Genomic DNA, 14,828 nt, shown 5'->3' with positions numbered 1-14,828 from the left:
AGCGTATTCGATCCGAATGCGGAGGTTCGTTCGAGCTGTCTCTAGCGCAGTGCGGACGTCTGAAACGTCAGGCGCGCAGGCGCGCGCCGAATGCATCGCCGGCCGCTCGAATCAGTTGCTGTGTGGCGGCCTCGACAATGTCGTCCTGAAGGGTGCTGTCAGTATCTTGCAACGTAATTCTGAAGGCAAGGCTTTTCTCCTGCGCCCCAATGGCAGCCGTGGCGGCCTTCGGACGGAATTCATCGAACAGCACAACGCCTTGCAGATAGCGCTGCCAAGGCGTGCCAACAGCCGTCTTTTCGAAGGTATCGACAAGGTCCTGCACCGCCACGTCTTGGCGCACGACCAGCGCAATGTCGCGCGTCACTGCAGGCACGCGGGGGACTTCGCGGTACTTCGGCAAACCGACGGCCGTGATTGCGTCAAGCTCCACCTCCCACACCACCGGAGCAGTCGGCAAATCGTACTTCTGCAGCCAACGCGGATGCAGCTCACCAATCCAGCCGATGGCACGGCCATTCAGCACTACGCGCGCGGAGCGGCCCGGATGCAGCGCAGGATGCTCAGCGCGTTCGAAACGCGCCTGCAGCGGCCACAGCAGCGATTCGACATCGCCCTTCACATCGAAGAAATCGACCGGACGAGTCTGCACGCCCCACTGCTCTTCCTTCGACGGACCATAGGCAATGCCGCCAGCCATCATCGGCTGTGCGTAGCCGGCGATCGACAGGCCACCGTCGGCGACGCTCGCATCGCGGTGGAACACACGCCCCACTTCGAACATGCGCACGCGCGACGCCTTGCGGTTCAGGTTGTAGCGCACCTTGTCGAGCAAACCGCCGATGAGCGTGCTGCGCATCACCGAGTACTGGCTGGCAATCGGATTCAGCAGCGGAATCGGGTTGGTGTTGCCGGCAAAATCGGCTTCCCATTCGGTCTCGACAAAGGCGAAGTTGACGACCTCGTGGTAATCGCGCGCGGCAACGGCATGACGCACATCGTGCATCGTGCGGCGCGCCTCGTCAGTCGGGCGCATCGCGCTCTCGGCCACGGGCGGCTTGGCCGGAATCTGCTCGAAACCGTAGATGCGGGCGACCTCTTCGATCAGGTCTTCCTCGATTTCCAGGTCGAAGCGGTACGACGGCGGCTCGACGATGAACACATCGCCGTCCACGCTGAACGTCAGGCCGAGCCGCTTGAACACATCCGCCACGACATCGTGCGACAGCGGAATACCAAGCACACGCGCCGCACGTGCAACACGCATGCGCACCGGCTCGCGCTTGGGCAAGTTGACGATCTGATCGTCGATCGGGCCGGCCTGGCCGCCGCAGATTTCGAGGATTAGCGCGCTGATGCGCTCGATGTGTTCAACGGTCGTCGCATAGTCAACGCCGCGCTCGAAGCGATGGCCGGCATCGGTCGAGAAGTTGTAGCGGCGTGCGCGGCCCTGGATGGCTTCCGGCCACCAGAATGCGGCTTCGACGTAGATGTTCTGCGTATCGAGCGTGACGGCGGTCTTGTCACCGCCCATGATGCCGGCGAAGCTTTCAATGGCTTGCTCGTCCGAAATCACGCCGACCTTTTCGTCGACAGTGATGGTGTCGCCGTTGAGCAGCTTCAGCTGTTCGCCAGCCTTGCCCCAGCGCACCGTCAGGCCGCCGTGGATCTTGTCCAGGTCGAACACGTGCGACGGACGACCCAGCTCCAGCATCACGTAATTCGAAATATCGACCAGCGCCGACACGCTGCGCATGCCCGCGCGCTCGATGCGCGACACCATCCAGGCCGGCGTCTTCGCGTGCGCATTCACGCCGCGGATGATGCGGCCCGAAAAACGACCGCACAGGTCCGGCGCCTGCACCTTGACCGGCAGCTTGTCAGCCAGCGTCACCGCCACGGGCGCCATCGACGGCACCGTGATGGGCGCGCCCGTCAGCGCGGACACCTCACGCGCCACGCCATGGATCGACAGGCAGTCGGCCTTGTTGGGCGTGAGCTTGATGACGAAGATCTGGTCGTCCAGATCGAGCACCTTGCGGATGTCCTCGCCCACCGGCGTGTCTTCCGGCAGGATCAGCAGACCGCCGTGGTCTTCCGACAGCTTCAGCTCGCGCGCCGAACACAGCATGCCGTAGCTCTCCACGCCACGCAGTTTGCCGATCTTGATCTTGAACGGCTTGCCGTCCTCGCCCGGCGGCAGCTCCGCGCCGACCAGCGCGCACGGCACCTTGATGCCTACCGACACGTTCGGCGCGCCGCAGACGATCTGCAGCAATTCGCCCGTGCCCGCATCGACCTTGCACACGTTGAGACGATCGGCGTCCGGGTGTTTGTTCACCTCGACCACATGCCCGACGACGATCTGCGAGAACGGCGGCGCGACGGGGTCGACCTCTTCCACCTCGAGGCCAGCCATCGTCAGGCGATGGGAGAGCTCATCCGTGGTGATCGACGGATTGACGAAACTGCGAAGCCAGGATTCCGGAAATTGCATGGCGCGACAGGAAAGAGAATTCGATTAACGGGGGCGATGAAGTACCAGTGCGAGCGCTCGGCCGCTTACGCGAACTGGCGCAGGAAACGCACATCGCCCTCGAAGAACAGGCGCAGGTCGTTGATGCCGTAGCGCAGCATCGTCAAGCGCTCCAGGCCGGAGCCGAACGCGAAGCCGATGTAGCGCTCGGGGTCCAGGCCCATGTTGCGCACCACGGTCGGGTGCACCTGGCCGGAGCCGGAAATCTCCAGCCATTTACCGTTGCCGAATGCCATGTCGATCTCGGCCGACGGCTCGGTGAACGGGAAATACGACGGGCGGAAGCGCACCTGGATGTCGTCGCGCTCGAAGAAGTTGCGCAGGAAATCGGTATAGACGCCCTTCAGGTCGGCAAAGCTGATGTTGTCCGCAATCCAGAGGCCTTCGACCTGATGGAACATCGGCGAGTGCGTTGCATCGCTGTCAACGCGGTACGTGCGTCCCGGAGCGATGACCTTGATCGGCGGAATGCGGTCGAGATGCTTGTACTTCTCAACGTGCATGCGGGCATAGCGCACCTGCATCGGACTGGTGTGCGTGCGCAGCAGCAGGAGCTTGTCTTCGCTGTCGCGACCGTCGATGTAGAACGTGTCCTGCATCGAGCGCGCCGGGTGGTTGTCCGGGTTGTTCAGCGCCGTGAAGTTCATCCAGTCGGATTCGATTTCAGGGCCGTCGGCCACATCGAAACCGATGGAGCCGAAAATCTTGGCGACGCGCTCCCAGGTGTTCATCACCGGGTGCAGACTGCCTTCGGCCACATCCCGGCCCGGCAGCGTTACGTCGATCGCCTCGGCTGCAAGGCGGGCGTTCATCAGCGCATCGGCCAGTGCCTGGCGGCGGGCGTTCAGCGCCTCCTCAACACGGCTCTTGGCTTGGTTGATGCGCGCGCCTTCGGACTTGCGTGTCTCCGGATCGAGCTTGCCCAAGCCTTTGAGCAAGTCGGTCAGCACGCCGGACTTACCGAGAAAGCGGGCTTTCTCGTTTTCCAGCGAGGCGTTGTCCTCCACGGAGGCAAACGCGTTTTGGGCATCGACGACGACTTGATCCAGATCCAGTGACATGGGAAGGCGAGCGAAAAAATTCGGGTGATTCGGGTCCGCGAAATGCGCGGAATAAAAAACGGGGCTCGGTGAGAGCCCCGTCAGGGTGATCAGCCGGCAAAGTCACTGGGCAATTCCAGCAGCCTGCCCGGCCAATCCAATTCAGGCGACGTTGGCTTTCACCTGGTTCACGATGGCAGCAAAAGCCACCTTGTCGTGAATGGCCATGTCCGACAGCACCTTGCGGTCCAGCTCGATGGACGCCTTCTTCAGGCCGTTCATGAACTTGCTGTAGGTCAGACCATGCTCGCGTGCGCCAGCGTTGATACGTGCAATCCAGAGCGCGCGGAACACACGCTTCTTGTTGCGACGATCGCGGTAGGCGTACTGACCAGCACGCATGACCGCCTGCTTGGCGATGCGATAGACGTTATTGCGGCGGCCGCGGTAACCCTTGGCTGCGCTGATAACCTTCTTATGACGGGCCCGCGCTGTGACCCCACGTTTTACTCGAGGCATGAAATGCTCCTTTCGTAGTTAGTTAGGGTTAGGCGTACGGCATCATTGCGCGAACGGACTTCAGGTTCGTCTCATGGACGCCCTCGGTACCGCGCAGGTGACGCTTGTTCTTGGTGGTCTTCTTGGTCAGGATGTGACGCTTGAAGGCTTGGCCACGTTTGATCGTGCCACCAGGACGGGCAGTAAAGCGCTTGGAAGCGCTTTTCTTCGTCTTCATCTTCGGCATGGAACAACTCCGTTTTTGACATGAGGCCAGGTGGACGGCTGCCGCCGACACTTGCAAGACCCGGGCTCACTTGTTGTATCGCGGCAGGCTTTGACACCTGCCGCGTCTTCCGACGTTTCCGTCTGGAACCTGCTCAGCGCAGCCGGAATCGCCCGGCCGCCGCTGCATTACTTTTTCTTCTTGGGCGCCAACATCATCACTGCCTGGCGGCCTTCCATCTTCGGCATCTGCTCAACCTGACCGAATTCCTCCAGGTCAGCCTTGATACGCTCCAGCACGCGCATACCGAGCTCCTGGTGCGCCATTTCGCGACCTCGGAAACGCAAGGTAACCTTCACCCGGTCACCATCCTCTAGGAAGCGCGTAGCGTTTCGCAGCTTGACGCCGTAGTCGTTGTCGTCGGTAGCCGGGCGGAATTTGACTTCCTTCACCTGGATAACCTTCTGCTTCAACTTGGCCTCGTGGGCCTTCTTCTGCTCCTGATACTTGAACTTGCCATAGTCCATCAGGCGGCAGACGGGCGGCTGCGCAGTCGGCGCGATCTCGACCAAGTCGACGTCTTTCTCTTCTGCCAGACGCAGTGCGTCAAACAGCTTGACGATGCCGAGCGCTTCTCCCTCAACCCCGGTCAGCCGGATTTCCGGTGCGCTGATCTCGCGGTTGATGCGGTGAGATTTCTCAGTAGCGATGTTGATGTCCTCAAAGAATCAAAAAAACAGGCCGTGCCCAGCTCATGACTTGTTGGCGAGATCGTTCTGCAGTCGCTCAACGAACGCCGACAACGGCATGGAGCCTAGATCGACGTTGCCACGGGCACGCACGGCCACCTGATTTTCATCCCGTTCCTTGTCGCCAACCACAACCTGATATGGGACCTTCTGCACGGAATGCTCGCGGATTTTATACCCAATCTTCTCATTCCGCAAATCAACGACCGCCCTAAATCCTTGTTTTTGCAGGGATTGCGCAACGGATTGTGCGTATTCGGCATGCGAATCGGTGATGCTGAGCACCGCGACCTGCACCGGGGAAAGCCACGTGGGCAACGCTCCAGCGTACTGCTCGATCAAGATACCGATAAAGCGCTCGAGGCTGCCAACGATGGCTCGGTGCAGCATGATCGGGCGATGGCGCGCGCCGTCTTCACCGACAAACTCTGCGTCAAGGCGCTCCGGCAGGTTCGGGTCGACCTGCATCGTGCCACACTGCCATTGCCGTCCAAGTGCGTCTTTAAGCACATACTCGATCTTGGGACCGTAGAACGCCCCCTCACCCGGCAGGTACTCGAACTCGCAACCCGATGCACGCAAGCCCTCGGCCAACGCAGCCTCGGCGCGGTCCCAGCTTTCTTCCGTGCCGATGCGCTTGTCCGGACGCGTCGACAGCTTGTAGAGAATCTCGGTAAAACCGAAATCCTTGTAGACCTTCTGCAGCAACGTCGTAAACGCCGTCACCTCGGCCTGGATCATGTCTTCCGTGCAGAAGATGTGGCCGTCGTCCTGCGTGAAGCCGCGCACGCGCATGATGCCGTGCAGGCCGCCCGACGGCTCGTTGCGGTGGCACGCACCGAATTCGCCGAAGCGAAGCGGCAGGTCGCGGTAGCTCTTGATGCCTTGCTTGTAGATGAGGATGTGGCCGGGGCAGTTCATCGGCTTCAGCGCGTATTCGCGCTTTTCCGATTCCGTGATGAACATGTTCTCGCGGTACTTGTCCCAGTGGCCGGTCTTCTCCCACAGCGTCTTGTCGAGAATCTGCGGCCCCTTCACTTCCTGGTAGCCGTTCTCGCGATAGACGCGGCGCATGTATTGCTCGACTTCCTGCCACAGCGTCCAGCCCTTGGGGTGCCAGAACACCGTGCCAGGCGAGTACTCGTCGATGTGGAACAGGTCGAGTTCACGACCGAGCTTGCGGTGATCACGCTTCTCGGCCTCTTCCAGCATGCGCAGGTAGGCTTCCTGATCTTCCTTTTTGGCCCAGGCCGTGCCGTAGATGCGCTGAAGCATCTCGTTGTTGTGGTCGCCGCGCCAATACGCGCCCGCCACCTTCATGAGCTTGAACACTTTCAGCTTGCCCGTGGAGGGCACGTGCGGACCGCGGCACAGGTCAACGAAGTTGCCTTCGCGGTACAGGCCGATCTCCTGATCCTGCGGGATGGAGGCAATGATCTCCGCCTTGTATTTCTCGCCCATGCCTTCGAACAGCTTGACGGCCTCATCGCGATTCCAGACTTCACGCGTGACCTTCTCGTCCTTCTTGGCCAGCTCGGTCATCTTCTTTTCGATGGCAACGAGGTCTTCGGGCGTGAAGGGGCGCTTGTAGGCGAAGTCGTAGTAGAAACCGTTCTCGATGACCGGACCGATGGTGACCTGCGCGTCCGGATACAGCTCCTTGACGGCGTAGGCCAGCAAGTGGGCCGTGGAGTGACGGATCACGTCGACGCCGTCGGCATCCTTGTCGGTGATGATGGCGAGCTTCGCATCGCGATCGATCGTGTAGCTCGTGTCGACCATCTGGCCGTCCACGCGGCCAGCCAGGGCTGCCTTGGCAAGGCCCGCACCGATGCTTTGCGCCACTTCTGCGACCGTCACCGGGCCGGGAAACTCTCGCCGGGAACCATCCGGCAACGTGATTGCGATCATGCTTGCTCCTGTGGAGTCACCGTTGCGCATCTCAGGTTTCAGCGATGCACAGCGGTCGTTATTCTGTCGTGCGCCGCGCCAAGTTCAGCGCAGCAGGTTGTCGAATCGAATGCTTCGAAGCGCTTTCAGCTTGATCGCCACGCGTGACACGAAACTGCGGACGAAAAAAAACGCGGCCAAGGCCGCGTTTTCATTTGCGCTATCCACCGCTTGGGCAGACCGCAAAGGGCGAAAAACGCACCTTGACTACCGTCGCTCCGAAGCGGTTGTAGTTCGCGGTGCCTGAATCATATTTCGCCCTGTGTTCAGTTGTACGGGACAAACCCGGGAATTACGAGGATGACGGCTTGGACACCCTACCCGACGCGTCCTGCTAAATGCGTTGGTAGGCTCGATTGGACTCGAACCAACGACCCCCACCATGTCAAGGTGGTGCTCTAACCAGCTGAGCTACGAGCCTGCCGAAGACCAAGACTATACCGTCACTTCCTTCGGGCTGTCAATACCCCTTGCACTTCTTCGATCAAAGTCAGCGCGCGCTGCAGTTGCGTCGCCTCTGACACCTCCGCAGTGAACTGCATTTTCGCGACACCTTTGCTCGACAGCGTGCGCACGCCGGTCACGTTGATCTTCTCGCGCGAGAGGATTTCCGAGATGTCGCGTAACAAGCCCTGCCGGTCCAGCGCTTCGACCTGGATGTCGATCGGATAGACCGAATCGCTGCGTTGGCCCCATTCCGTCTGGATCACACGGCCCGGGGCGCGGGCGGCCAGTTGCTGGAACGTCGCGCAACTCTGACGGTGGATCGAGACACCACGGCCACGCGTGACAAAGCCGACGATGGGGTCCGGCGGTGCAGGCTTGCAGCAACGCGACATCTGCGTGAGGAGCGAGTCGACGCCCACCACGAGCACACCACTCTTGGCGCCACGGGCCACGCTGGTGGCGCGGCTTTTCTTGGTGATGGCGGCTTCGTCGTCGACGGGTGCCGGCGGCGGCGCCCCATCCGAGCGCAGGACCGCCTCGATACGGCGCAGGCTCAGCTCGTCCTTGGCGACGACAGCGTACAGATCGTCCGGCGTCTTGTAGCCGAGCTTGGCGGCCAGCTCTTCCAGGTTGACGGCGGTCTTGCCTTCGCGCTGCAGCGTCTTGTCGATGAGCGCGCGGCCCTGGGCGAGCGTCTCTTCCAGCTCCATCGCGTTGAACCATGCGCGCACCTTCGTGCGGGCACGCGGACTGACCAGATAGTGCAGCTCGGTGTTGAGCCAATCGCGCGACGGGCCGCCCTGCTTGACCGTAACGATCTCGACCGTCTGGCCGTTCTTGAGCGGCGTGTTCAGCGGCACCATCGTGCCATCGACGCGTGCGCCGCGGCAGCGGTGACCGAGATCACTGTGCAGGTAATAAGCGAAGTCGACCGGCGTCGCGCCTTGCGGCAACGCGATCACGCGCGCCTGCGGCGTCAGCACGTAGATGTGGTCATCCAGCTCGGTGTGCTTGAGCTGCTCCCACGGGGAATCCTCGTGCGCGACGGTGTGCTCGGCGTCATCTTTCCAGGCGAGCAATTGGCGCAGCCAGGCGATCTTCTCGTCGTAGCGTTCGCTGGCGGAGAACTGCCCGGCGTAGCCCTTGCTGCCGGCCTCTTTGTAGCGCCAGTGCGCCGCCACGCCGTACTCGGCAAAATGGTGCATCTCACGCGTGCGGATCTGCACTTCGAGCGCGCGGCCGTCGTCGCCGATCACCACCGTGTGCAGCGACATGTAGCCATTGGCCTTCGGACGCGAGATGTAGTCGTCGAATTCCTTCGGGATCGGCTGCCACATGTGGTGCACGAAACCGAGCACCGTGTAGCAATCCTTGATGTCATCGACGATGACACGGAAGGCGCGCACGTCGTACAGATCGGCAAAGTCGAGTTCCTTGCCGCGCATCTTCTTCCAGATGCTGTAGATGTGCTTGGGCCGCCCGCTGACCTCAGCCTGAATGCCGGCATCGTGCAACGTCTTTTGGAGTTGCTCGATGGCCTGGCCGATAAACTTCTCGCGCTCGATGCGCTTTTCGTCCAGCAGGCGGGCGATGCGCTTGTAGGTATCGGGATCCTCAAAGCGGAAGCCGAGGTCTTCAAGCTCCCACTTCAGCTGCCAGATGCCCAGGCGGTTTGCGAGCGGCGCGTAGATATCCAGCGTCTCGCGCGCCATGCCCTCCGGCGCCGAGCGCTTCGTCTGCGCCAGCCAGCGCAGCGACTGCAACCGCGACGCCAGCCGGATCAGCACCACGCGAATGTCCTGCGCGAACGCGAGCAACATCTTGCGCAACGCCTCGACTTGCGCGCGGCGTGCTTCGGCTTCGTTCTTGCGCGTGATGCTGGCGTCGGTCGGACTGACGAGGCCGGCAATGGCCCCAATGCGCAGCAGTTGCCGCACATCGTGCACGAGCTTGACGACCTCGGCGCCGAACGCGGGCTCGAGCGCCTTTTCGTTGTCCATCGCGAGCGTGGGCAACAGAAACAGCGCGGCGGCCTGCAACGACGGCGTATCGACGCGCAGCCCTTCAAGAATGGCGATCGTGCCGCGCGCGTGCGACTCCAGCGGCTCGCCGGTCAGCGTGACGCTGTCGGCGGCATTCGCCACGAGGTATTCGATCGCCCGAGCGACCTGCTCTGCCGTCGATCCGGGCCCTTCGGCCGGCCGTTCGGTCTTGTTCTCCATGATGCGTCCTGCTTACGTCTCGCCTGTTGGGCGACGGGCTCAGCTTTTCTGTGCGGCCGTCACGACGATTTCGATGCGGTACTTCGGATTGGCCAGCGCGGCTTCAACGGTGGCGCGCGGCGGCGAGTTCCTGGAATCGGCGGCGACCCACTGGTCCCACACCTTGTTCATCTCGCCAATCTCGCTGATGTCTTTGAGGAAGATCTGGCACATCAGGATGCGCGTCTTGTCGCTGTCGTTCGCGGCCAGCACGCGATCGATGATGGCGAGCACTTCGGCCGTCTGCTCGGCAATGCCGGCGTCCAGCGTGGTCTCGGGCACCTGGCCGGCCACGTAGACGACGCCGTTGTAGACGGCCGCGTCGGAATAGCGATGTTCGACGTTGTAGCGCTTCAGTTCAGTGCTCATCTTGCAAATCGAATGGGGTCGGACAAACGGTCATTGACCGAGGAAGAACTTGCGGGCAATCGCCACCTGATCCGGCTGGATGAAGGTCGGCGCGTGGCCCACATCGGGAATTTCCACCGTGTTCACATGTTGGCCGCGCTGCATCATGGCTTCGACGGTCTCGCGCGTCAGCAAATCGGAATGCGCGCCGCGCACCACCAGCACTTCGCCGGGAATCGCCTCGAACAGTTTCCAGAGCGTCGCCTCGCCGGCAGCGATCATTTCGGGCGTGGTGTTCTTGAAGGGCTCCGCCAGGCGCGGATCGTAATGCAGGATCCACTCGCCGCCCTGCGGCTTCAGGATCGCCGTATTCAACTCACGCCATTGCTCCGGCGTGTGCGGGCCGAATGAAGCACTGATCGTCTTGAGGTACGCCAGCCCTTCATCGAACGTCTTGAAGCGGACGTTCAAACCGAGGTAGGCGCCGATGCGCGTCAACGACGATTCCGTCACGCGCGGGCCCACATCGTTGAGCAGCAGCTTGCGGATCGGCGATTTCGGCAAGCCTGCCAGGCCAATGCCGATCAGGCCACCCATCGAGGTACCGAACCAGTCGACGGACTCGGCGTTCAGGCGCGCGAGCAACGTCACCATGTCGGACGCGTACTGCGGCAGCACATAGCCCTTCGGGTCGGCCAGCCAATCGGAGCGCCCGCGGCCCACCACATCGGGGCAGATGACGCGATAGTCGTTGCACAGCGCCTGCGCCAGCACGTCGAAATCACGCCCGGTGCGCGAGAGGCCATGCACGCAAACGAGCACGCGCGGATTCTGCGAGTCGCCCCACTCGTGATACGCCATCCGGTGCAAGCCGGACGGACTCAGGCACTGCACGAAGGCAAGGCGCGGCGAAACTGGCATGAACAACTCCTACACGTGAATGACGGAGACAGCGAAGCCTGATTGTACGCGGCCCCGCAGGCATGCGGCGGCGCAGCAGACATCCGCGGCGGTCCAAAACAAAAAAGCCTCGCCGGAGCGAGGCTTTTCCGAAAGGCGACTCAGCTTACTGCGCGACCCAGCCACCATCCATGTTCCACGCCACGCCACGCACCTGTTCAGCCGCATCGCTGCACAGGAACACCGCCAGCGCACCAAGCTGGTCGGGCGTGACAAACTCGCCAGAGGGCTGCTTTTCCATCAGCAGATCCTTCTTGGCTTCGAGCGCGGACAGGCCGTCCTTCTCGGCGCGCGCATCGATCTGCTTCTGCACCAGCGGCGTCAGCACCCAGCCCGGGCAGATCGCGTTGGACGTGATGCCCGTCTGCGCCGTCTCCAGCGCCACCGACTTGGTAAAGCCGACGATACCGTGCTTGGCCGCCACGTACGCCGATTTCTGCGCCGATGCCACCAGCCCATGCGCCGAAGCGATGTTGATGATGCGGCCCCAGTTCTTGCGCTTCATGCCCGGCACGGCAAGCCGCGTCGTGTGGAAAGCCGAGGTGAGGTTGATGGCGATGATGGCGTCCCAGCGCTCGGGCGGGAAATCCTCCACGTTGGCCACGTATTGGATGCCGGCGTTGTTGACGAGGATGTCCACGCCGCCGAATTCTGCATCGGCATAGGCGAACATCGCTTCGATCTCGGCCGGCTTGCTCATGTCGGCGCCGTGGTATCCGATGCGGATGGCATTCTTGCCTGCGGCCGCGATCTGCGCCTTGGACGCTTCCACGTCGCCAAAGCCGTTCATGATGATGTTGGCACCCTGCGCGGCCAGCGAGCAGGCGATACCCAGGCCGATCCCGCTGGTCGAGCCCGTGACGAGGGCGGTTTTTCCTTGCAGCATGCGTGTCTCCGGATGTCGACGATTACAGCAGGTTGACGCCAGTCTTGGCCTGGACCTCTTCGCGGGAAACGCCCGGCGCGGTTTCGATCAGCTTCAGGCCCTGCTCGGTCACGTCGATCACGCCGAGGTCCGTAATGATGCGATCCACCACACCCACGCCCGTCAGCGGCAATGTGCACTTGGGCAGGATCTTCAGGTCTTCGGTGCCGTCCTTCTTTTTTGCGGTGTGCTCCATCAGCACGATCACGCGCTTGACGCCGGCCACGAGGTCCATCGCGCCGCCCATGCCCTTGACCATCTTGCCGGGGATCATCCAGTTGGCGAGGTCGCCCGTCTCGCTTACCTGCATCGCACCCAAAATCGACAGGTTGATCTTGCCGCCGCGAATCATCGCAAAGCTCTGGTCGCTGCCGAAGATGGCGCTGCCGGGCAGCGTGGTCACGGTCTGCTTGCCTGCGTTGATCAGGTCGGCGTCGACTTCGTCTTCCGTGGGGAACGGGCCGATACCGAGCATGCCGTTTTCGCTTTGCAGCCAGACTTCCTTGTCGCCGGTATGGTTGGCAACCAGCGTCGGGATGCCGATGCCGAGGTTGACGTAGAAACCGTCTTGCAACTCCTGGGCAGCGCGCGCCGCCATTTGGTCTTGTGTCCAGGCCATGTCGGTCTCCTTAGTTGGCTGCTCGGATGGTGCGCTTTTCGATGCGCTTCTCGGGCGTGGCATTCAGCACGATGCGGTGCACATAGATGCCGGGCAGATGGATGTCGTCCGGCGCAAGCTCGCCCACTTCAACGATCTCTTCGACCTCGACAATGCAGATCTTGCCGGCGGTGGCCGCAGCCGGGTTGAAGTTGCGCGCGGTCAGGTTGAAACGCAGGTTGCCGGACTTGTCGGCCACCTGCGCCTTCACCAGCGCCACATCGGGCACCAGCGAGCGCTCCATGACGTACGTCTCGCCGTCAAACTCGCGCAGCTCCTTGCCTTCGGCGACGAGCGTGCCGACGCCCGTCTTGGTGAAGAACGCCGGGATGCCGGCGCCGCCAGCGCGCAGCTTTTCGGCCAGCGTGCCTTGCGGCGTGAATTCCAACTCGAGTTCACCGGCCAGATACTGGCGCTCGAACTCCTTGTTTTCGCCCACGTAGGACGAAATCATCTTTTTGATCTGGCGCGTCTCCAGCAGCAGGCCCAGGCCGAAACCGTCGACGCCGGCGTTGTTGGAAATGCAAGTGAGATTCTTGACGCCCGAATCGCGCAGCGCGGCAATCAGCGCTTCCGGAATGCCGCACAGGCCGAAGCCGCCTACGGCGATGGTCTGGCCGTCCTTGACGACGCCCGCAAGCGCCTCGCTGGCGCTGGCGAAGATTTTGTTCATGCGTGCTCCTTCCTTGGTGGTCCAACAAATCCGGCAGGGTTTTGACCGATCACACAGTTGGGGTTTGTGCGATGCAGCGCCGGAAAATAGTAACGATACAATCTGCCGAGAATACGCAAGCGTCGCGCGACGCAGCAATACGTACGAATACATATGCCCGCCCTCGACTATCAGACCGCATTCCAGCTTGCCCCTGTCGGCATGGTGATGTCCCGCGAGCGGTGATGCTCGACGTCAACGACGAAGCCGCTCGCATCTTCGGCCACGCGCGCACCACCATGATCGGTCAGTCGTTTGAACTGCTCTATCCGACGCACGATGAATACGAGCGCACCGGCGCACGCATCATTCCCGTCATGAACGCACGCGGCAGCTACTCCGACGAACGCATCATGAAACGCGCCAACGGCGAACTGTTCTGGTGCCACGTCACGGGCCGGGCACTGGATCGCGCGAAACCGCTCGGCGAAGGTATCTGGACGTTCGAAGACCTGTCAGCGCATCGCCCCGTCACGGCAGCGCTCACACCGCGCGAACGCGACATCGCCGCGCAACTGGTCGAGGGCAAGACCAGCAAGCAGATCGGCAAACAGCTGGAAATCAGCCCGCGCACGGTCGAAATCTACCGCGCGCGGCTGATGAAGAAGTACGCCGCCAACACCTCGCTCGAACTTGTTCAGCGGCTGATGGGGCACTAAGCCAGCGGCGCCTTACACCATGCCGTCGTCGGCGTTGATGACGGCACCGTTGATGAAGTCGGACTGATCCGACGCCAGCAGTAGAATCAGCCCATCGAGGTCTTCCGGCTTGCCGACACGCTTGCGCGGCAGCATCTGCACAAGCTTCTGGCCGGGTTCGGTTTCCCAGTGATGATGATTGATTTCGGTATCGATATAGCCCGGGCAGATCGCGTTCGTATTGATGCCGTAACGGCCCCACTCCAGCGCCATGGCCTTGGTCATGTGCACCACGGCCGCCTTGCTCATGCAATACACGCCAATCTGCGACAGTACCTTCAGTCCCGCCACCGACGCGATGTTGACGATGCGCGATTGCGGCAGCGGCGAGCCGTTCTTCTCGGCGCCCTTGGCCCGCGCAATCATGCGCTTGGCGGTTTCCTGCGCAACGAAGAATGCGCCGCGCGTGTTGGTATCGAACACGAAATCGAAATCATCGGGCGTGACGTCCACCATGCGCTGCGTGGTCGAAACCCCCGAGTTGTTGACGAGGATGTCGATGGTGCCAGCCTCGGTTTCAGCGTGTGCGACGGCCGCGCGAATGCTGTCGGGATCCGTCACGTCCAGGCGGACCACGTGGGCGCTGCCGCCTTTGGATTCGATGTCGGCGCGCAGTTCCTTCAGACGCTCGACACGGCGCGAGGCCAGCACGACTTTCGCGCCGGCGGCCGCCAGCGTGTGGGCGAAACGGGCGCCCAGGCCGCTCGACGCGCCCGTGATCAGCGCGACCTTGCCTTCCAGATTGATCGACAAACCCATGATGCGTGATCCCCGTGTGTTGGTTTGGCATGCACCGGTGCCGCTCGGAGGCAACACCGGC

Annotated in this window: 13 protein-coding genes, 1 tRNA gene and 1 pseudogene; 1 reads left to right on the top strand and 14 read right to left on the bottom strand. The window is 62.1% G+C overall.

Annotation, left to right across the window (positions count from 1 at the left end; genetic code table 11):
* Positions 1–67: 67 nt before the first annotated feature.
* From pheT to FUT88_RS07990, 13 genes are all read right to left on the bottom strand, one after another.
* Entirely contained in the window at positions 68–2,497 is a 2,430-nt protein-coding gene (gene pheT, locus FUT88_RS08050; RefSeq protein ID WP_147214525.1) for a phenylalanine--tRNA ligase subunit beta, read from the bottom strand.
* A gap of 65 nt (positions 2,498–2,562) precedes the next feature.
* Positions 2,563–3,597 carry a phenylalanine--tRNA ligase subunit alpha gene (gene pheS / locus FUT88_RS08045; protein ID WP_027681227.1) on the bottom strand — a complete coding sequence of 345 codons (1,035 nt, stop codon included), beginning with the start codon at positions 3,595–3,597 and terminating at the stop codon, positions 2,563–2,565.
* A 141-nt stretch (positions 3,598–3,738) separates the two neighbouring features.
* Positions 3,739–4,095, bottom strand: coding sequence for a 50S ribosomal protein L20 (gene rplT / locus FUT88_RS08040; RefSeq protein ID WP_012762124.1), 357 nt, complete (start codon positions 4,093–4,095; stop codon positions 3,739–3,741).
* Between the two features lie 28 nt (positions 4,096–4,123).
* A complete protein-coding gene (gene rpmI, locus FUT88_RS08035; RefSeq protein ID WP_004636003.1) occupies positions 4,124–4,321 on the bottom strand; it encodes a 50S ribosomal protein L35 in 198 nt (65 codons plus the stop codon).
* A 167-nt stretch (positions 4,322–4,488) separates the two neighbouring features.
* Entirely contained in the window at positions 4,489–5,010 is a 522-nt protein-coding gene (gene infC, locus FUT88_RS08030; protein WP_180815287.1) for a translation initiation factor IF-3, read from the bottom strand.
* A gap of 42 nt (positions 5,011–5,052) precedes the next feature.
* Entirely contained in the window at positions 5,053–6,960 is a 1,908-nt protein-coding gene (thrS, locus tag FUT88_RS08025; RefSeq protein WP_147214524.1) for a threonine--tRNA ligase, read from the bottom strand.
* 383 nt (positions 6,961–7,343) lie between these two features.
* Positions 7,344–7,420 (bottom strand) — tRNA-Val (locus FUT88_RS08020).
* A 22-nt stretch (positions 7,421–7,442) separates the two neighbouring features.
* Positions 7,443–9,668, bottom strand: a complete 2,226-nt coding sequence (locus FUT88_RS08015; protein WP_147214523.1) for a RelA/SpoT family protein — start codon at positions 9,666–9,668, stop codon at positions 7,443–7,445.
* Positions 9,669–9,707: 39 nt separating this feature from the next.
* Complete coding sequence (locus FUT88_RS08010) at positions 9,708–10,076, bottom strand: RidA family protein (RefSeq protein ID WP_147214522.1); 369 nt, start codon at positions 10,074–10,076, stop codon at positions 9,708–9,710.
* Positions 10,077–10,106: 30 nt separating this feature from the next.
* The gene (locus FUT88_RS08005) at positions 10,107–10,976 is read right to left on the bottom strand and encodes an alpha/beta fold hydrolase (protein WP_147214521.1); all 870 of its coding nucleotides are present in this window, start codon (positions 10,974–10,976) and stop codon (positions 10,107–10,109) included.
* Between the two features lie 145 nt (positions 10,977–11,121).
* Complete coding sequence (locus FUT88_RS08000; protein WP_147214520.1) at positions 11,122–11,901, bottom strand: 3-hydroxybutyrate dehydrogenase; 780 nt, start codon at positions 11,899–11,901, stop codon at positions 11,122–11,124.
* Positions 11,902–11,923: 22 nt separating this feature from the next.
* Positions 11,924–12,559: a CoA transferase subunit B gene (locus FUT88_RS07995; protein ID WP_147214519.1), complete on the bottom strand. Its 636-nt coding sequence runs from the start codon at positions 12,557–12,559 to the stop codon at positions 11,924–11,926.
* A gap of 10 nt (positions 12,560–12,569) precedes the next feature.
* Positions 12,570–13,271, bottom strand: coding sequence for a CoA transferase subunit A (locus tag FUT88_RS07990; RefSeq protein WP_009240847.1), 702 nt, complete (start codon positions 13,269–13,271; stop codon positions 12,570–12,572).
* Between the two features lie 153 nt (positions 13,272–13,424).
* On the opposite strand from FUT88_RS07990, the pseudogene FUT88_RS07985 reads away from it, so the two are divergent.
* Positions 13,425–13,969, top strand: a pseudogene (locus tag FUT88_RS07985) (LuxR C-terminal-related transcriptional regulator).
* 12 nt (positions 13,970–13,981) lie between these two features.
* Here the strand turns inward: FUT88_RS07985 and FUT88_RS07980 are convergent.
* The gene (locus FUT88_RS07980; protein ID WP_027681220.1) at positions 13,982–14,767 is read right to left on the bottom strand and encodes an SDR family oxidoreductase; all 786 of its coding nucleotides are present in this window, start codon (positions 14,765–14,767) and stop codon (positions 13,982–13,984) included.
* Positions 14,768–14,828 lie beyond the last annotated feature (61 nt).

It is taken from the genome of Ralstonia sp. TCR112, assembly GCF_007997035.1.
In the GTDB taxonomy this organism is placed as follows: Bacteria; Pseudomonadota; Gammaproteobacteria; order Burkholderiales; family Burkholderiaceae; genus Ralstonia; species Ralstonia edaphi.
The sequence above is the reverse complement of the archived record's forward strand: the minus strand, read 5'-3'. Positions and strand labels throughout refer to the sequence as shown.